At 35.5% G+C, this 18,991-nt stretch carries 15 protein-coding genes, 4 tRNA genes and 1 pseudogene; 18 read left to right on the top strand and 2 right to left on the bottom strand.

Annotated features, from left to right (window positions below):
• Positions 1-231 precede the first annotated feature (231 nt).
• From KFD70_RS08970 to KFD70_RS09055, 18 genes and pseudogenes are all read left to right on the top strand, one after another.
• Positions 232-2,205, top strand: a complete 1,974-nt coding sequence (locus KFD70_RS08970) for a DHH family phosphoesterase (RefSeq protein ID WP_336451429.1) — start codon at positions 232-234, stop codon at positions 2,203-2,205.
• Positions 2,202-2,648, top strand: coding sequence for a 50S ribosomal protein L9 (rplI, locus tag KFD70_RS08975; RefSeq protein WP_207995707.1), 447 nt, complete (start codon positions 2,202-2,204; stop codon positions 2,646-2,648). The genes KFD70_RS08970 and rplI overlap by 4 nt, the downstream gene beginning before the upstream one ends.
• 27 nt (positions 2,649-2,675) lie before the next feature.
• Complete coding sequence (gene dnaB / locus KFD70_RS08980; RefSeq protein ID WP_336451430.1) at positions 2,676-4,037, top strand: replicative DNA helicase; 1,362 nt, start codon at positions 2,676-2,678, stop codon at positions 4,035-4,037.
• Between the two features lie 215 nt (positions 4,038-4,252).
• Positions 4,253-5,542, top strand: coding sequence for an adenylosuccinate synthase (locus tag KFD70_RS08985; RefSeq protein WP_336451431.1), 1,290 nt, complete (start codon positions 4,253-4,255; stop codon positions 5,540-5,542).
• Between the two features lie 153 nt (positions 5,543-5,695).
• Positions 5,696-5,771 (top strand) — tRNA-Lys (locus KFD70_RS08990).
• Positions 5,772-5,784: 13 nt separating this feature from the next.
• Positions 5,785-5,856 (top strand) — tRNA-Glu (locus tag KFD70_RS08995).
• Positions 5,857-5,877: 21 nt separating this feature from the next.
• A tRNA-Asp gene (locus KFD70_RS09000) sits at positions 5,878-5,953 on the top strand.
• Between the two features lie 42 nt (positions 5,954-5,995).
• A tRNA-Phe gene (locus KFD70_RS09005) sits at positions 5,996-6,068 on the top strand.
• 283 nt (positions 6,069-6,351) lie between these two features.
• Positions 6,352-7,059: a cell wall metabolism DNA-binding response regulator WalR gene (gene walR / locus KFD70_RS09010; RefSeq protein ID WP_336451432.1), complete on the top strand. Its 708-nt coding sequence runs from the start codon at positions 6,352-6,354 to the stop codon at positions 7,057-7,059.
• Positions 7,060-7,062: 3 nt separating this feature from the next.
• Positions 7,063-8,898, top strand: coding sequence for a cell wall metabolism sensor histidine kinase WalK (gene walK, locus KFD70_RS09015; protein WP_336451433.1), 1,836 nt, complete (start codon positions 7,063-7,065; stop codon positions 8,896-8,898).
• A complete protein-coding gene (locus KFD70_RS09020) occupies positions 8,895-10,247 on the top strand; it encodes a YycH family regulatory protein (protein WP_336451434.1) in 1,353 nt (450 codons plus the stop codon). The genes walK and KFD70_RS09020 overlap by 4 nt, the downstream gene beginning before the upstream one ends.
• Positions 10,228-11,072 (top strand): annotated as a pseudogene (locus tag KFD70_RS09025) (two-component system regulatory protein YycI). Before KFD70_RS09020 ends, KFD70_RS09025 begins: the two are co-directional and overlap by 20 nt.
• Positions 11,056-11,850, top strand: coding sequence for an MBL fold metallo-hydrolase (locus KFD70_RS09030; protein ID WP_336451435.1), 795 nt, complete (start codon positions 11,056-11,058; stop codon positions 11,848-11,850). Before KFD70_RS09025 ends, KFD70_RS09030 begins: the two are co-directional and overlap by 17 nt.
• Before the next feature lie 63 nt (positions 11,851-11,913).
• Complete coding sequence (locus KFD70_RS09035; RefSeq protein WP_336451436.1) at positions 11,914-13,107, top strand: S1C family serine protease; 1,194 nt, start codon at positions 11,914-11,916, stop codon at positions 13,105-13,107.
• A 55-nt stretch (positions 13,108-13,162) separates the two neighbouring features.
• A complete protein-coding gene (locus KFD70_RS09040; protein WP_174100912.1) occupies positions 13,163-13,348 on the top strand; it encodes a CxxH/CxxC protein in 186 nt (61 codons plus the stop codon).
• A gap of 59 nt (positions 13,349-13,407) precedes the next feature.
• Positions 13,408-13,887, top strand: coding sequence for a 23S rRNA (pseudouridine(1915)-N(3))-methyltransferase RlmH (rlmH, locus tag KFD70_RS09045; protein ID WP_098336916.1), 480 nt, complete (start codon positions 13,408-13,410; stop codon positions 13,885-13,887).
• A gap of 351 nt (positions 13,888-14,238) precedes the next feature.
• Positions 14,239-15,117 carry a radical SAM/SPASM domain-containing protein gene (locus tag KFD70_RS09050; RefSeq protein ID WP_336451437.1) on the top strand — a complete coding sequence of 293 codons (879 nt, stop codon included), beginning with the start codon at positions 14,239-14,241 and terminating at the stop codon, positions 15,115-15,117.
• 292 nt (positions 15,118-15,409) lie between these two features.
• Positions 15,410-16,423, top strand: a complete 1,014-nt coding sequence (locus KFD70_RS09055; protein ID WP_431613135.1) for a lysozyme inhibitor LprI family protein — start codon at positions 15,410-15,412, stop codon at positions 16,421-16,423.
• A gap of 164 nt (positions 16,424-16,587) precedes the next feature.
• Here KFD70_RS09055 and guaC read toward each other — a convergent pair whose 3' ends face one another.
• Entirely contained in the window at positions 16,588-17,571 is a 984-nt protein-coding gene (guaC, locus tag KFD70_RS09060; RefSeq protein ID WP_431613136.1) for a GMP reductase, read from the bottom strand.
• A 289-nt stretch (positions 17,572-17,860) separates the two neighbouring features.
• Positions 17,861-18,934, bottom strand: coding sequence for a DctP family TRAP transporter solute-binding subunit (locus tag KFD70_RS09065; protein WP_431613137.1), 1,074 nt, complete (start codon positions 18,932-18,934; stop codon positions 17,861-17,863).
• Between the last annotated feature and the right edge of the window lie 57 nt (positions 18,935-18,991).

Below are 18,991 nucleotides of genomic sequence, written 5' to 3' on the forward strand. Positions count from 1 at the left end.
TTTAACTTGGCATGGGACAGGAAGGATATCTGACCGCTTCTATGCATGGCTGGATGCTCTCTCCCATCTGAAAAATAAGGTTTTTCAATTTGTATTTATATAAAGTTTATTATGTGACGTAAGCTTTTAGTGGAAGTTTAACTTTGGGGCGTTTAATCTGTTCAACTAAACATTGATAGGAATGGAATAATTCCCTATTTATGTTAGTTTTACTTTATAGGAGTTGGATACATGCCTGAATTTTATAAGAAACAGAGGTTTTTATATCCTGTTTATGTATTGGCTTTTTTCATGTTTGTGCTTATTGCCATTCTTGGTTACTTTCACTGGATAATGGGAATGGCCACTTTTTTTATTTTTTGTATTGTACTTTTTTTGGTAATTCGGTCTGAGTTAGCCTTTCAGAGGAATTTTGAAAAATACACAACGGATATGATTACAAGAGTAAAAAAAGTCAGTAATGAGGCATTTAATCAAATGCCAATTGGTATTTTGTTATACAATAAGGATTATGGAATTGATTGGGCAAATCCTTATTTGTCTTCTTGTTTGGGGCAACATTCCTTAGCGGGGTGGCATTTGTATGATGTGTCAGAAAACTTACTTCTTTTTATTAAAGGAGAAACAGCTGATGATATTGTATCTTTAAATAATCGTAAGTTTCGTGTGTTTGTAAGGAAAGAGGAAAAGTTAATTTACTTTTTTGATGTAACAGAGCAAACAGAAATTGAAAAAATGTATGAGGATCAGCGTACAGTTCTCGCGATTATTTATTTGGACAATTATGATGAAGTTACACAAGGGTTGGATGATCAATTACGTACGAACATTACGAGCTTAGTGACATCACGTTTAAATGAGTGGGCCCTCAAATATGGTGCATATCTAAAACGAGCTTCATCAGAGCGCTTTTTCATTGTGTTAAATGAAAGTATTTTGGCTCAAATGGAGAAAGGGAAGTTTGATATTTTAGATCAAGTACGTGAAGAAACATCAAAACGAAATATTCCACTTACACTAAGCGTTGGTGTAGGGTCGGGCGACTTATCTTTATCAGAGCTTGGCGCGATGGCTCAATCGGGTTTAGACCTTGCTTTAGGACGAGGTGGAGACCAAGTTGCGATTAAACAAGCAACAGGCAAAGTGAAGTTTTATGGTGGTAAAACAAATCCGGTTGAAAAACGTACGCGTGTACGTGCAAGGGTTATCTCACATGCATTAAAAGATTTAGTACTAGAGAGCAGTAATGTTATTATCATGGGCCATAGGGCTCCTGATATGGATGCAATTGGAGCGGCCATTGGAATTTTAAAAGTAGCGCAGTTAAACGAGCGTGAAGGGTACATTGTATTAGATGAGAATGATTCTGATAAGGGTATTAAACGTTTGATGGATAAAGTGAAACAAAATGAGGAATTGTGGTCTCATTTTATTACGCCGCAGCAGGCCATGGAATTTGCAACAGATGATTCATTGCTTGTAGTTGTTGATACGCATAAACCTTCCATGGTGATGGAGGAAAAGCTTTTGCATAAGATCGAAAATGTGGTTGTAATTGACCATCATCGACGTGGTGAAGAATTTATTGAGGATCCTCTCCTTGTATACATGGAGCCATATGCATCTTCGACAGCTGAGCTTGTAACCGAGCTCCTTGAATATCAGCCGAAACGTTTAAAAATGACAATGTTAGAGGCGACAGCATTACTGGCTGGTATTATAGTAGATACAAAAAGCTTTACTTTCCGGACAGGTGCTCGTACATTTGATGCAGCTTCTTACCTACGTTCGCATGGAGCGGATACGGTTCTTGTGCAAGAATTACTGAAAGAAGATATGGCTCAGTATTTAAGAGTTGCAAAAACGATTCAAAATGCCTACATTTATAAAAATGGAATTGCGATTGCCAAAGTAGATGGTGATGAATATTACGATCAAGTATTAATTGCGCAATCAGCTGATACGTTGCTGACAATGACAGGGGTAATTGCATCTTTTGTTATTGCAAAACGTGGGGAAAGCTTTATTGGAATTAGTGGACGTTCTTTAGGTGAAGTGAACGTACAGCTAATTATGGAAAACTTAGGTGGCGGCGGGCATTTAACAAATGCCGCTACACAGATGAAAAATATAACGGTCGATGCAGCTGAAGATAAACTTCAATCTGTTATTGATGACTATTTACAGGGAGGCAAACAATCATGAAAGTAATTTTTCTAAAAGACGTAAAAGGTAAAGGGAAAAAAGGAGAAGTAAAAAACGTACCGGACGGTTACGCAAATAACTTCTTATTAAAACAAGGATTAGCTGCTGAGGCAACTAACAGTAGCATGAAAACATTAGAAGCGCAAAAGCGCAAAGAAGAAAAAGACGCAGCAGCTGAACTTGAAAATGCTAAAAAATTAAAAGAAACTTTAGAGAAATTAACAGTGGAGCTAAAAGCAAAATCTGGTGAAGGTGGTCGTTTATTCGGCTCTATTACAAGTAAACAAATTGTAGATGCAATGCAAAAAGCTCATAATATTAAGCTTGATAAACGTAAATTTGAAATGGACGATGCAATTCGTGCATTAGGATATACAAACGTAATTGTAAAATTACATCCACAAGTAACAGCAACAGTAAAGGTTCATGTTAGTGAACAATAAAAATAAGTTAGACAAGGAGGATTGCGTATGAGTGATGTATTTACTGATCGTACCCCTCCGCATAATATAGAGGCCGAACAAGCAGTTCTAGGGGCGATTTTCCTTGATCAAGATGCATTAACTTCGGCTTCAGAACTGCTGCTACCTGAATCTTTTTATCGGACAGCACACCAAAAGATTTTTGGTGTTATGCTTGAACTATCTGATAAAGGAGAACCAATTGATTTAGTTACTGCAACAGCAGCACTTGCCGACCAAGGTTTGTTAGAAGAGGTTGGTGGTGTTTCTTATTTAGCTGAATTAGCAGAAGCTGTTCCGACAGCTGCTAACGTAGAGTATTATGCACGTATTATTGCAGAAAAAGCACTTTTGCGTCGTTTGATTCGAACAGCAACTCACATTGTATCAGATGGTTATGAACGTGAAGATGATGTAGAAGGCTTGCTAAATGAAGCGGAGAAAAAAATATTAGAAGTATCACATCAAACAAATGCAAAAGCATTCCAAAATATCAAGGATGTTCTTGTAGATGCTTATGATAAAATTGAACTTTTGCATAATCAAAAAGGTGAAGTTACGGGGATACCGACTGGATTTACGGAATTAGATAAGATGACAGCGGGATTTCAGCGTAACGATTTAATCATCGTGGCAGCCCGTCCTTCAGTGGGAAAAACGGCATTTTCGCTGAATATCGCGCAGAATGTGGCGACTAAAACAGATGAAAACGTCGCGATTTTCAGTTTAGAGATGGGTGCTGATCAGCTTGTTATGCGTATGCTTTGTGCAGAAGGAAATATTGATGCACAAAGGCTTCGTACGGGCTCGTTAACTTCAGATGATTGGGCGAAGTTGACAATGGCAATGGGAAGTCTTTCGAATGCCGGAATATATATTGATGATACGCCGGGAATTCGTGTTAGTGAGATTCGTGCGAAATGCCGCAGGCTAAAACAAGAGCAGGGACTTGGGATGATTTTAATTGATTACTTACAGCTTATTCAAGGTAGTGGGAAATCTGGTGAAAACCGTCAGCAGGAAGTATCTGAAATTTCCCGTACATTAAAAGGAATTGCGCGTGAGCTACAAGTACCAGTTATTGCCTTATCTCAGCTATCTCGTGGTGTTGAATCCCGTCAAGATAAACGTCCGATGATGTCTGATATTCGTGAATCAGGAAGTATTGAGCAGGATGCCGATATTGTTGCATTCTTGTATCGTGAAGATTACTATGATCGTGAAACAGAAAATAAAAACACGATTGAAATTATTATTGCAAAGCAACGTAATGGTCCAGTAGGTTCTGTAGAACTCGCATTCGTGAAGGAGTTTAACAAATTCGTAAACTTAGAGCGGCGTTTTGATGATGGACATGCACCGCCGGCATAGTAGAAGTATAAAAAAGAAACACATTTCTTATAATAAGATGTGTTTCTTTTTTTATGAACAAAAGATAGGGCTTACATCGTGGAAATAAATAATTCTTACGAACGAAATGGATAAAACATAAAAAAATGTTCGTTTTTAAATTGACTTCTCTTTTCATTTTGGTACAATTATATTGTTTGAAAAGTTCGTTTGAAAATTGCGGAGGTGCTTGAATAATGTCTTCAGTAGTAGTTGTAGGAACACAGTGGGGCGATGAAGGAAAAGGTAAAATTACTGATTTCCTTTCTGAACATGCGGAAGTAGTTGCAAGATATCAAGGCGGAAACAACGCAGGACATACAATTGTTTTCGGCGGTGTTAAGTATAAATTACACTTAATTCCATCTGGTATTTTCTATAAAGAAAAAATTTGTGTTATCGGAAACGGTATGGTAGTAGATCCAAAAGCATTACTTGTAGAATTAAAATACTTACACGATCGTGGTGTAAGCACTGATAATCTACGTATTAGTAATCGTGCGCATGTTATTTTACCTTATCATTTAAAACAAGATGAGTTAGAAGAAGAGCGTAAAGGTGATAACAAAATCGGTACAACGAAAAAAGGTATCGGTCCTGCATATATGGATAAAGCTGCTCGCGTTGGTATTCGTATGGCTGATCTTTTAGATCGCGAAGCATTTAAAGAGAAGCTTGAACGCAATTTAGCAGAAAAAAACCGTCTGTTTGAAAAAATGTATGATGCAGAAGGATTTAATGCAGAAGAAATTTTCGAAGAGTACTTCGAGTATGGTCAACAAATCGCGCAATACGTATGCGATACATCTGTTGTATTAAATGATGCATTAGATGAAGGACGCCGCGTATTATTTGAAGGTGCACAAGGCGTAATGCTTGATATCGACCAAGGTACGTACCCATTCGTTACATCTTCTAACCCAGTTGCTGGTGGTGTAACAATCGGTTCTGGAGTTGGCCCTTCTAAAATTAATCGCGTAGTAGGTGTATGTAAAGCATATACAAGCCGTGTTGGTGACGGTCCATTCCCTACTGAGCTTAATGATGAAATTGGTCATCAAATTCGCGAAGTTGGTCGTGAATATGGTACAACAACTGGTCGTCCACGCCGCGTAGGTTGGTTTGATAGCGTTGTTGTAAGACACGCACGCCGCGTAAGTGGTTTAACAGATCTATCTTTAAACTCTATCGACGTATTAACAGGTATTCCAACTGTGAAAATCTGTATCGCTTATAAATATAACGGAGAAGTTCTGGATGAAGTGCCAGCAAACTTAAACATTTTAGCGAAATGTGAGCCTGTATATGAAGAACTTCCAGGTTGGACAGAAGATATTACTGGTGTAAAATCATTAGAAGAGCTTCCTGAAAATGCAAGACATTATGTAGAGCGTGTGTCTCAATTAACAGGTATCCAATTATCTATGTTCTCTGTTGGTCCAGATCGTAATCAAACAAACATCGTTCGTAACGTATACGGTGGTTAATTGATATAAAATTGGTTTATGTAAGAAAAAACTCATGTTCACATGAGTTTTTTCTTGTCTTTTATAAAAAAATATAAAAAAGGTATTGCAAAAATAAAAGTTATTATGTTATGATAACCCTTGTCGTCACGAAAATATGACGTTGGTGAGTATGAGCCATTAGCTCAGTTGGTAGAGCATCTGACTTTTAATCAGAGGGTCGAAGGTTCGAGTCCTTCATGGCTCACCATTTTATTTTTCGTGGCCCGTTGGTCAAGTGGTTAAGACACCGCCCTTTCACGGCGGTAACACGGGTTCGAATCCCGTACGGGTCATGTCTTTTATATATGTTTTGTGGTCCCGTGGTGTAGTGGTTAACATGCCTGCCTGTCACGCAGGAGATCGCCGGTTCGACCCCGGTCGGGACCGCCACTTTTGTTTATACCACCATTAGTGGTTTTATATATATGTTTTGGCTCGGTAGCTCAGTCGGTAGAGCAGAGGACTGAAAATCCTCGTGTCGGCGGTTCGATTCCGTCCCGAGCCACTCTCAGGATATTAAGTGGGCCCACTTAATATCCTTTTTATTTGTTCAATTTTACAAATGAGAGTAGTTATTTTACAATAGAATGAGGAGCCTCTAGCAGTTGAAGCTAGGGGTTTTTCTGTAGATGGTACATGTTCCATTCATATGTGAATCATACGTGATTCTATGAGAATAGAGGAGAAAATACTCAAACGAAGGATAAAATTGTTTGGTTATGTACCATACAAATAGCTGTGAATGTTTGAGGATGATTGACCATATTTTTATTAGGAGGAAAGAAACGATGATGGGAAAGAAAATCTTAGTCGTTGACGATGAAAAACCGATTGCAGATATTTTAAAATTTAACTTAGAAAAAGAAGGCTTTGAAATTGTAATGGCGCATGATGGAGATGAAGCCATTGAAAAGGCAAATGAAGAACAACCAGATATGGTTTTATTAGATATTATGTTACCGGGAAAAGACGGATTGGAAGTTTGTCGTGAAATACGAAAAAGCTCTGAAATGCCGATTATTATGCTGACTGCAAAAGACTCTGAAATCGATAAAGTATTAGGGCTTGAGCTTGGTGCAGACGATTATGTAACAAAACCGTTTAGTACTCGTGAATTATTGGCACGTGTAAAAGCAAACTTACGTCGCCATCAACAAGGCGGGGCAGCTGAAAAAGAAGAAAACACAGAAATGATTATTGGACCAATCGTTATTAATCCAAATGCCTACAGTGTAACAAAAAGGGAAGAAAGCATTGAACTTACGCATCGTGAATTTGAACTGCTTCATTACTTGGCGAAGCATTTAGGACAAGTTATGACACGTGAACATTTATTACAAACGGTTTGGGGCTACGATTATTTTGGAGATGTACGTACAGTAGATGTGACAGTACGTCGTTTGCGTGAAAAAATTGAAGATAACCCAAGTCACCCAACTTTAATTGTAACAAGACGTGGAGTAGGCTATTACTTGCGTGATCCAGAGCAGGAGTAGTATATGAAGAAAGTTGGTTTTTTTCAATCGATTCATTTGAAGTTTGTGCTCATATATATGCTATTAATTTTAATAGCAATGCAGGTTATTGGTGTATATTTTGTTCGTGAACTTGAGAAAAGTCTCGTACAAAGTTTTAAAGATTCATTAACGCAGCAAACGAATCTATTGTCCTATAATTTGAAGCAGGAGTTTACAAAAGAGCGTGGAAAAACAGATATACCTTTAGAAAAGGCGCTTCAAACATCAATTACTGATTTTGCTTTAGACCGGAAAAAGGATATTCAAGAAGTACGTGTTATTGACCCGGACAGGCGCCTACTAGCAATATCTAATCTATCTAAACAAGGTATGGTAGGGAAAACAATAACGGACATATCAGTGCAAAGGGCCCTTGTGCAAAAAAAGGCTGAAGGAAAGATTGAGAAGGATGGAAGTACTGGCCATCGTGTTCAAGTTATGGCAACCCCAATTGAAGGCGATAAGGGGAAAATAATTGGTGTTATTCATATCGTTGCTTCTATGGAAGATGTTTATAAGCAGATGAAGGATATCAATCAAATTTTTGCAACCGGGACAGTAATTGCTTTATTAGTAACAGCAGTTTTAGGAATTTTATTAGCTCAAACAATTACAAGGCCAATTTCAGATATGCGTAGACAAGCAATTGAAATGGCAAAGGGAAATTACTCTCGTAAAGTAAAAGTCCATAGTCATGATGAAATTGGTCAATTAGCACTAGCGTTTAATAATTTATCAAAAAAATTACAACAAGCACGTTCTTCGACTGAAAGTGAGAGACGTAAGCTCTCTTCTGTTTTATCTCATATGACAGATGGAGTAATCGCTACTGATCGAAAAGGAGATATTATTTTATTAAATGATCCTGCAGAAAAGATGTTAAACGTTTCACGTGAAACGGCATTAGATCAGTCTGTTTTAGAAGTATTAGGTATTCAAGAGGAATTTACACTCGATCATTTATATGAAGAACCAGATTCTGTGTTATTAGATTTTAGTACGAGAAATGAACCGTATATTCTGCGAGCTAGTTTTTCTGTTATTCAAAAGGAAACAGGTAAAGCAAATGGTTTAATCGCTGTATTATATGATGTGACAGAACAAGAGCGTATTGATCGTGAGCGCCGTGAGTTTGTGGCGAACGTGTCACATGAACTACGGACACCGTTAACAACGATGCGTAGCTATTTAGAGGCACTTAGTGATGGTGCATGGCAAGACCCGAATATTGCACCACAATTTTTAACAGTTACACAAGAAGAAACGGAAAGAATGATTCGACTTGTAAATGCATTGTTACAATTATCTAAGTTAGATAGTACAGAACATCGTTTAATGAAAGAATGGGTAGACTTTACAGATTTCTTTAATAATGTTATCGATCGTTTTGAAATGTCGAAAGAACAAAATGTAATCTTTAAACGCTCATTTTCTAAGAAATCTCGATTCATTGATATGGATGCTGATAAAATTACACAAGTTTTATATAACATTATTTCGAATGCCTTAAAATATTCTCCTGAAGGTGGAACAGTAACATATCGCCTGCGTGATCGAGAGGATATGCTAGAAATTAGTGTGAGTGACCAAGGAATGGGGATTCCAAAAGAAAATGTGGAGAAGATTTTCGAACGTTTTTATCGTGTAGATAAGGCGCGTTCAAGACAGATGGGCGGAACAGGCCTAGGTTTAGCTATTGCTAAGGAAATGATTGTGGCGCATGGTGGATCTATTTGGGCAAAAAGTGAAGAAGGGAAAGGGACAACCATTTATTTCACTCTTCCAATGGCGAAGGAAGAAGAGGACGATTGGGAATGAATATGGAAAACTTTAAAACCATCGTTCTTATTAACCTAGTTGTCATTAGTCTGTTTCTTACTTTTAATTTATGGACGTACGTACCAGATTCTAATTCGATGCAAAGTACAAAGTTTGTCCAAGGAAATGCAGAAGCAATAAAAAAAGATGTTTCAAATGTAATTGTCCCATCCTATATGATTGTTCATAAGGATAAGAAGCATTTTGCAAGTGAAAAGAGAGAGAATATTAACTTGTTATATAGAGTTATTGAGAAAGGTGAATTTCATGATTTTAAGGATATCACTATCACGAACTCTATCTCTAAAGGTGATTTCCTCTCTTATGTGCATGGAGAAGGGAAGATTGAAATTGTCTTTCCGACCGAGGTTCCGTTTGATGCGATTAGGGGCGTATTAACAATTAAAGATAAGAAATTAGATACGTATAATTTTGATCGTATTGTTATCGATCCTTCTAAAAGTCGTGATCAAAATATTGATGTAAATTTCGTTTCTTATAACCATCATAAAGTATATAAAATGACATTAACAGGTGTAAATCTAAGTGAAATTGTAAATGCACAAAATCAATTTTTAGCTTTAGCAAGACCTTATTTTCCGTATGATATAAATGATACAAAAAGAATATTTTTACCGGATGGTTCAACAGAAATGCAGGGTTTTTTATATTTTACACGGGATTTACCTGTAGAATCATTTAAAAATGCACTGTTTAGTGACCCGCGTTATGTGACTCCTATTTCTAATGAATTAGAAGAAACTTATACGGATGGTATTCGTCTTATGCAAATCAATAAGCAGAACCGAATGTTAAAGTATACAAATTCATCTGTGGTTAGTGGTGCACGTATGTATGGAAACATTCTTATGCAAAGAAGTTTTGAATTTGTTAATAGTCATAGCGGCTTAACAGATGCATATAGATTCGATTATCTAAATTCCAAGGGGAAAACAAAGTTCCGCTTATATGAAGAAGATTTACCCGTATTTAATAGCGAAGGAATGACCGCATTAACACAAGTATGGGGAGCGGAAGAATTAATTAGCTATAAGCGTCCATTATTTAATTTGGTAATTGATAAAGGTGAGGATAAAAAGACAGTACTTCCAGCTGGATGGACTGTTATAGAATCATTACAAAAAAATTCGGATGTAGATAAAAAGTTAATTCAAGATATAGGAATTGGCTATAAATTAGTACCAGAAAATGGACCAAATGGACCAAATGGGCAGGTTGTAACGGGAAGCTTAAAGCCGATTTGGTATGTGATTTATGGTGAAGATCAACAAGTATTTGAGTGGAGTGAAGAGAAGGAGGGAGAGCTAATTGGACTGGAATCGGATTAAGACAATATTTATTGTTACCTTTTTTATTTTAGACCTCTTCCTCGTGTTTCAATTCATTCAAAAGCAGGATAGTAACCAATTAGAGTTAATGGCAGAAACAAAGGTAGATCAACAGTTAAAAGATGATAAAATTACAGTTGGTGATTTACCAAAAGAACCAAAGAAAGATTCCTTTATCACAGCAAAAAATAAGGAATTTAAAGAAGAGGACATCCGTTCCTTAAAAAACCAAGCAGTTACTTTGCAGGATAGAAACACAATTGTAAGTAAATTAAAAGAACCATTATTACATGCAAAAACACTGTCTAAAGATAAATATAGTGATTTCTTGAAAAATTATGTGCTAGATGGTCAGAAATATGAGTTTGGTAAAGCAGAAGCAACGAAAATCTATTTCTTTCAAAAATATAAAGATAAACCTATCTTTTATAATGATCATGGGATGATTGTTGTCGATTTAAATGAGAAAGGTGAATTTATTTCGTATACACAAACAATGTTAACCGATTTAAAAGAGATGGGTGAGAATGAAAAAGCAAAAGAGCAAGAGATTATTACAGCTCAAACAGCTTTAGAAAATTTATACTTTAAGAAGGAAATAAAACAAAATACGCATTTTAAAGAAGCGCAGATTGGATATGCAACTCTTGTTACATCTGCAGCTTCTAATATACAAGTGCTTGCTCCGACATGGAATTTAAAAACAGATCGAAAAGTAGATTATTTTGTAAATGCTATTGAGGGACAAGTAATTGAGCTAGAGAAAGAAAAGGAAAATGAAAAAGAAAAAATAATGGAGTGAGCAGAAATGAGTTTGCATTTTAGTGTACTTGCAAGCGGCAGTACAGGAAATGCGCTATATGTAGGGACCGAAAAACAGAAATTGCTCATTGATGCAGGCTTGAGTGGAAAAGCGACAGAAGCTTTATTTCAGCAAGCTGAATTGGACATTCAAGATATATCAGGCATTCTTGTAACACATGAGCATAGTGATCATATTAAAGGTCTTGGTGTGTTAGCACGTAAATATCAGTTACCTGTGTATGCAAATGAAAAAACGTGGAATGCTATGGAACATTTAATTGGTAACATTCCAACAGACCAAAAATTTATTTTCTCTATTGGCGATGTGAAAACATTCGGAGATATTGAAGTGGAATCATTTGGTGTTTCTCATGATGCAGCAGAGCCGATGTTTTATGCATTTCATCATAATGGTAGGAAATTAGCTCTTATTACAGATACGGGGTATGTGAGCGACCGTATGAAAGGTATCATTAAAGGAGCAAATGCCTTTGTATTTGAAAGTAATCATGATGTTGAAATGCTTCGTATGGGACGCTATCCATGGAGTATAAAGCGACGTATCTTAAGCGATGTAGGTCACGTTTCTAATGAAGATGCTGCACTTGCAATGACTGATGTTATCACAGATGAGACGAAACATATTTATTTAGCGCATTTGAGTTTAGATAATAATATGAAAGAACTAGCACGTATGTCTGTTGCGCAGGTGCTAGAAGAGAAAGGTTTTGCAGTTGGGGAAGCATTTGAGGTACATGATACGGATCCAAAGGCACCAACGAAAATTCAATACGTATAATTCTTGGTTTTAGTAAACAATAAAGGAGAATATAGTTGTTTTCGGGAGGATTGGTGAACAAGTATGTCCTTTATTGATGAAGAAGAATTTCGTATGAAACGAACTGGTAAAAAGAAGCACAAAGGTATCGTTATTTCTAGCATAGCAGGAACAATTGTTGGGGCTTCATTGTTTGCATTTGGAGCCCCTTTATTTTCTGATTCTGGTTCACAAACAATAGAGCAAGCGGAAGCAAGCGAAGGGAATGGACTTAAACCATCGCAAACAAATACAATGCGAGTAGGGCATTCGGGATTTGTAGATGCTGTTGATCGTGCTTCTGAGGCTGTTGTTGGAATTATTAACATACAACGTGATAATTTTTCAGAAGCGGATGCGGAAGCTGGGACAGGATCAGGTGTGATTTATAAGAAAACAAATGGTCATGCTCATATCGTAACAAATCATCATGTTGTCGCAGGGGCAAATCGTATTGAGGTGAGCTTAAGCGACGGTAAAAAAGTACCTGGTAAAGTATTAGGTAGTGATGTAGTTACAGATTTAGCGGTTTTAGAAATAGATGCGAAACATGTAAAGAAAGTCATTGAGATAGGAGATTCTAATACAGTTCGTCGTGGAGAAGCAGTAATTGCAATTGGAAACCCACTTGGATTACAATTCTCAGGAACTGTTACACAAGGAATTATTTCTGCAAATGAGAGAATTGTTCCTGTAGACTTAGATCAGGATGGACATTATGACTGGCAAGTAGAAGTATTACAAACAGACGCAGCTATTAATCCAGGGAATAGTGGCGGCGCACTTGTAAATGCAGCAGGACAACTAATTGGAATCAACTCGATGAAAATTGCAGCAAAAGAAGTAGAAGGTATTGGACTTGCTATCCCAGTTACAAGAGCAGTGCCTGTTATGAATGAGCTTGAAAAGCATGGAAAAGTAAGACGGCCTTATGTTGGGGTTGAACTTAGATCTTTAAATGAAATTCCAAATTATTACTGGTCTGAAACGTTGCATTTACCAAGTAGTGTAACAGATGGTGTCTGCATTTTAGACGTGAAAAGTCCATCTCCTGGCGCAAATGCAGGACTTCGGGAACATGATGTAATTGTGGCCGTTGATGGAAAGCAAGTCCATAATATTATCGGATTTCGAACGGTATTATATAATAAAAAAATTGACGATAAAATGACCCTGACGTTTTATCGTGGTACAAAACGAGCAACAACAACGGTGAAATTAGGTAGTCAAAACTATTAAGAAAACAGGAGGACTATCCTCCTGTTTTCTATTGTGGAATAGTGAGGTGAAAAATATGAAGTTACCTTGTTGTTTAGAACATGTAGAATTAGCATTAGATATCATTGTGGATGAGTGCGAAGTAGCACCGGTTATCAACAATGTGGATAACTCCAAGAAAGAAGAAAAAACGTGTGAATTTTGTCAAAACAAGGCGACATATGTTGTATCGAACACAGATTCTCACACAATATGTGGGTAATAGTTGTGGATATGTGGATAAGTTTTGTGGATAACGTGTTTGTAAGGTGGGGAATACGTGTGAATATCTCGATTATTTCGATTGGGAAATTAAAAGAAAAATATTTAAAACAAGGTATTGCAGAATACTTAAAACGACTTTCTGCGTACGCAAAAGTAGAAGTGATTGAATTACCGGATGAAAAGGCACCGGAAAATTTAAGTGAAGCAGAAATGTTAATTGTAAAAGAAAAAGAAGGTATACGTATACTAGATAAAATTTCAGATGATACGCATGTGATTGCATTAGCAATTGAAGGAAAACAAAAATCATCAGAAGAATTTGCAGCGAATCTTGATCGTCTTGCTACGTATGGAAAAAGTAAAATAGCATTTGTTATTGGGGGATCACTAGGGCTTAGTTCGGAAGTGATGAAGCGCTCTAACGAATCACTTTCATTCTCAAAAATGACATTACCGCATCAGTTGATGAGATTGGTACTTTTAGAGCAAGTATATCGGGCGTTTCGGATTAATCGTGGTGAACCTTATCATAAATAAAAGGAACTATCTGTTAGATGTGTTATAACGATTAGGAAAATTCGATATACGTAAGAATATTTTTTATTAAAATTTCTACAATACTATAGTTATCTATTAGATTATTCCTATTAAGAAGACCATTGGAAAATAATCCCCGATGGTCTTTTTAATGCTTCGTAATAATTGAACGAATTATTGTTTAGGTTGTAGTGGAATATGAACAATACAATTATGTTCTTCTAAACAGAGAAAATGGTAAAATTAGTTTCCTTGAATAAGTTTGTTTCTATTTATAAAAAATTGTGCTGTAATATTGATAGAACAATTTTTCATTGTGTTCTAAGTAGTTAAAGAAGTGGGGAATTGAGGTTGAAAAAGTTTAAGAAGTTTTATCTAGAGATTACTAGTGTATGTAATCTCGCATGCAGCTTTTGTCCACCAACAGAACGACAGAAGCAATTTCTTTCTGTGGAGGATTTTTCTAAGAGATTAGACCAAATTAAACCTCACACAGACTACATTTATTTACATGTAAAAGGTGAGCCGCTGCTCCATCCTAAAATAGATCAATTGTTAGATTTAAGTCATGAAAAAGGATTTAAAGTTAATATTACAACCAATGGAACGTTAATTAATAAAAAGAGGCATAAATTATTAAATAAACCTGCACTAAGACAGATGAATTTCTCGCTTCATAGTTTTGACGGTCATCCGGGATCTGAAGATAAAGAAGGATATGTAAGAAGTATCCTCTCCTTTATTAAAGAAGCAACGAGTCAATCGGAATTAATTGTGTCACTAAGACTATGGAACCTTACACAAGACAATAAAACGAATCTTGAAATACAACGAAATAGACAGTTATTAGAAATTATTGAGAAAGAATTTGATTTACCATACAAAATTGAAGAGAAGATTACACCAGGAAGTGGTGTAAAACTTGCGGATCGCATCTTTATTAACCAAGATTATGAATTTCAGTGGCCGGCTTTGCATGAAGAAGAGGATGATGGAAAGGGCTTCTGTCATGGTCTTCGAAATCAAGCAGGTATTTTAGCAAACGGAACTGTTATTCCTTGTTGTTTAGATGGTGAGGGAATTATTAACCTTGGAAATATTAATGAGGCCCCATTCTCTGAAATTATTGAAAGAGATAGAGCGAAAAATATTGTAGATGGATTTTCACGTAGGGTAGCAGTAGAAGAACTATGTAGAAAATGCGGATACCGTAAGAGATTTGGAAAATAGGTGGATAAAGTGAAGCTTTAATCAGTGGGGGATTCTTTCTTCCCCATTGATCATTAGTTCACACCGATTAGTCCTTTACGAGCAGTCGATTCCTCTCCTAGCTTCTTTGATTTCTTGAGGATGATAATTGCTTATTAATTTGAAAATATATACATAATCATTTAATCTATATATAAATTTATTGAGAATTTTAATTGTTAGGGATAGATATTTTTATTTGAATTATCATGAAACAAGTCTTCTCTTCAGTAAATTTTAAAGGGAGAATATAAGCAGTTTGGGGGGAATTAATGTGAAAAAATTAATAGCAACTTTAGGAATGATATCTCTTTTGATAGTAGGATGTAGTAATGATAAAACATCCGAAAAGGCAATTAAGCAAGGAGAGTTAGCACTAGCAAATAAAGAATATGATAAGGCACTAGCTTCGTTTGAATTAGCGCTAGGAGAGCAAAAAGAAGATGAAAAAGTAAAAGTACTAATCACGCAAACAAATAAAATGATGGAAGCCTTGAAAGCTGTGAAAGAGGCAAAGTTAGATGAGGCAAATACCTTGTTGGAAGAAATTGAGGAAATAGAGGGTGGCTCTAAAACGTTAAATAAACAAGCGAAAGGGCAACGAGAATCTATAGTGGTCAAAAAGGAAAAAATAGAAAAGTATAATAGTCAATTTGCAAAAGTAGAGGGATTAAAAAATAATCAAAAATTTTTAGAAGCAAAAGAAATACTAAATGCAGTTGTAGAAGAAACAAAAGATAATGAAGAGTTGAAAATATATTATCAAAAAGCAACGGAACAAATTACTCAAATGGCCCAAGATATAGCACAATTAGAAAAAGAAAAAGCAGAAGAAGCGAAACAAAGAGAACAAGAAGCAAAACAAAGGGCAGAAGAAGTGAAACAGAGAGAGGAAACACTAAGAAAAAGAGTTGAAGAAACTAATAAAGGTAAGAAGAGTGAATACTTAAGTAAGTTAAATAATATTGAAGGGAGTTTAAGTAGTTTAGATTACCTGTATGCAGAAGGAATCACGTCTAAGATGAAAGAAGGAGCGGGTAAAAAGTATAAAGCATGGGATGATGCATTAAATGATATTTACGGTGTATTAAAAACACAACTATCCGCTAATGAAATGAATACATTAAAGGAAAAACAACGTGATTGGATATCATACCGAGATCGTAAAGCTAAAGAAGTATACGTATCTGAAGGAGAAGGAACATTAGCACAAGTAGGTTATACAGAATCTTTAGCAAAAACTACAAAAGAAAGATGCTATGAATTAGTTGAGCAATATATGAAATAATAAAGAGGCCTTATACAAATTATTAGAATTTGAGATTGTTCAAGTTACACATGTATATCGGAAATTTATATCATAAGAAAAAAATGAGCAAGTACAAAATAAAGTACCTTGCTCATTTTTTATATACGAATCAATATTCATTACATTTAAAAAGTAAATAAAGCTTAATATACTTTATCACCATTAAAGATTGAGTTTTTCACGACAACATAATCTACAGTGCGAATTGCTTCTAATTTCGTTCCACCAGCATAAGAAATAGAAGATTGAAGATCTTGTTCCATTTCAATTAATGTATCTTCTAAAGATCCTTTATGTTCGACAAACATTTTTTTACCTTCTACGTTTTTCTTTTCGCCTTTTTGGAATTCTGAAGCTGAGCCAAAGTATTCCTTGTAAAGCTTTCCGTCTTTCTCAATTGTTTCTCCTGGAGATTCTTCATGACCAGCAAATAATGAACCAATCATAACCATAGTCGCGCCAAATTTAATGGATTTCGCTACATCACCATGAGTACGAATACCGCCGTCAGCAATAATTGGTTTACTTGCAGCTTTTGCACACCAGCGAAGTGCAGCTAATTGCCAGCCACCAGTTCCAAAGCCTGTTTTAATTTTCGTGATGCATACTTTACCAGGTCCGATTCCTACTTTTGTTGCATCAGCACCAGCATTTTCTAGCTCTCTTACTGCCTCTGGAGTTCCAACATTTCCTGCAATAACAAAGCTTTCAGGTAAATGTTGTTTAATATGTTGAATCATTTTTATTACCGCATTGGAATGACCATGTGCGATATCTATTGTAATATATTCAGGACAAAGCTGCTCAGCAGCTAATTGTTGTACAAATTCATACTCTTCTTCTTTAACGCCAACACTAATGGATGCGATTAATCCACGTAAGTGCATATCTTTAATGAAAGAGATACGTTTTTCTGGCTCAAAACGATGCATGATATAGAAATATTTATTTTCAGCTAAATATACAGCGATCTTTTCATCTATAATTGTTTGCATGTTTGCAGGTACGACAGGTAATTTAAATGTATGTTTTCCTAAAGTGACACTTGTATCACACTCAGAACGGCTATTTACTATACATTTTGCAGGAATTAATTGAATATCTTCATAGTCGAATACTTTTTCCACGAATTACACCCCTAAATACGAATATTTTATTTTAAACTTAAAAAAATGTTCGTCCAAAAGATAATGTACATCATTTTTTTCATTAAGTCAAAGGTTTTCATGTATATTTATCAAATATAGGGGTTAAATTTTAAATTATTATAGATAATACCGAATTAATTATTGTTTTATAGGTAAAATGTTCGTATTTAAAAAGATATATTATTAAAATTTAAGTGGTAATGCCGAATAATATTTTGAAATATAATAGCGAAATAACAAAAAAGAGTATTTTTGATACTCTTTTTTGTTATTTATTTTCTTCAGGAAATTGATATTTATTTTTCAATTCTTTTAAATCATTTACCAATTGTTCTCCAATTGTAGGAGCAAGGTCTTCGTATGTGGGAGATAGTACTTTTTCCCATTCTTTCTTTTCTACATCAGTTAGTCTATGAATTTGGATGGATGAATTTTGTTTAATAAGTTCAAGTTGTTTTTCATTCATTTGGATGGATTGATGGTTGTTCCATTCTGTTGTTTCTTTCATTGCTTCAAGTAATATTTGCTGCGTTTTTTCTGTTTGTTGATTCCATATTTGTTGATCCATCATGACAACATAGCCTAAATACCCATGATTACTAATTGTCAAATAGTTTTGAACGTTATAAAATTTTTTAGAGTAGATATTTGATATTGTATTTTCTTCGCCATCAACTTTTCCAGTTTCAATTAATTTATATGTAGAGTTAAATGAATCTTGATGCGCATCAACTTTTAATAAATCAAATTGGGATTGGATTACATCACTTTGCATAATGCGAAAGGATTGTCCTTGTATATCTTTAGGTGTATGAATGGGCCCTTTATTTGAAGTAATTTGCTTAAAGCCATTTGACCAATGAGCAAGACCTTTAATTTTATCTTTCTGTAAGGATTGAAGTAATTGTTCCCCAATTTTTCCGTTTAAGCCTTCTTGAATGGCTTCATAACTTGGAAAAGCAAATGGCAGATCCAGTACGCCCCATCCGTGAGAGAGCATTCCAAGTTTTGAGGTAGAAGGGGCAATGAAATGAACTTGTCCAGCTTTTAAAGCACGGATTTCTTCTATATCAGAATAGAGGCTCCCGTTTGGGAAAATTTCTATTTTTATATTTCCATTTGATTTCTCGTTAACAAGCTCAGCAAATTTACTAGCCGCAAGTCCTTTAGGTGTATTTTCTGCTACAACATGACTAAACTTGAAAACAATTTGTTTATTTAGTCCTTCTTGGTCATCGTCATAAGCAAGTTTACCTTGGGAAAAAAGACTGTGAAACCCTACAAATAAAGCGCTAGTAATGAAAACAATAAAAAGGAGTATAAAAATAGCGATTTTTTTCATCTTAAACCTCCTCGTAGGTCGTTATTGTAAGCATACAGAGAAGATTTTTATTCGTAA

Source organism: Bacillus pfraonensis, assembly GCF_050768835.1.
In the GTDB taxonomy this organism is placed as follows: Bacteria; Bacillota; Bacilli; order Bacillales; family Bacillaceae_G; genus Bacillus_A; species Bacillus_A pfraonensis.

Excerpts from the sequence above, each read along its gene's own strand:
- KFD70_RS09040 (WP_174100912.1), top strand. The coding sequence starts at position 13,163 with ATGAAGTTACCTTGTTGTTTAGAACATGTAGAATTAGCATTAGATATC.
- dnaB (WP_336451430.1), top strand. The coding sequence starts at position 2,676 with ATGAGTGATGTATTTACTGATCGTACCCCTCCGCATAATATAGAGGCC.
- walK (WP_336451433.1), top strand. The coding sequence starts at position 7,063 with ATGAAGAAAGTTGGTTTTTTTCAATCGATTCATTTGAAGTTTGTGCTC.
- KFD70_RS08985 (WP_336451431.1), top strand. The coding sequence starts at position 4,253 with ATGTCTTCAGTAGTAGTTGTAGGAACACAGTGGGGCGATGAAGGAAAA.
- rplI (WP_207995707.1), top strand. The coding sequence starts at position 2,202 with ATGAAAGTAATTTTTCTAAAAGACGTAAAAGGTAAAGGGAAAAAAGGA.
- KFD70_RS09035 (WP_336451436.1), top strand. The coding sequence starts at position 11,914 with ATGTCCTTTATTGATGAAGAAGAATTTCGTATGAAACGAACTGGTAAA.
- walR (WP_336451432.1), top strand. The coding sequence starts at position 6,352 with ATGATGGGAAAGAAAATCTTAGTCGTTGACGATGAAAAACCGATTGCA.
- KFD70_RS09020 (WP_336451434.1), top strand. The coding sequence starts at position 8,895 with ATGAATATGGAAAACTTTAAAACCATCGTTCTTATTAACCTAGTTGTC.
- KFD70_RS09030 (WP_336451435.1), top strand. The coding sequence starts at position 11,056 with ATGAGTTTGCATTTTAGTGTACTTGCAAGCGGCAGTACAGGAAATGCG.
- KFD70_RS09065 (WP_431613137.1), bottom strand. The coding sequence starts at position 18,934 with ATGAAAAAAATCGCTATTTTTATACTCCTTTTTATTGTTTTCATTACT.
- KFD70_RS08970 (WP_336451429.1), top strand. The coding sequence starts at position 232 with ATGCCTGAATTTTATAAGAAACAGAGGTTTTTATATCCTGTTTATGTA.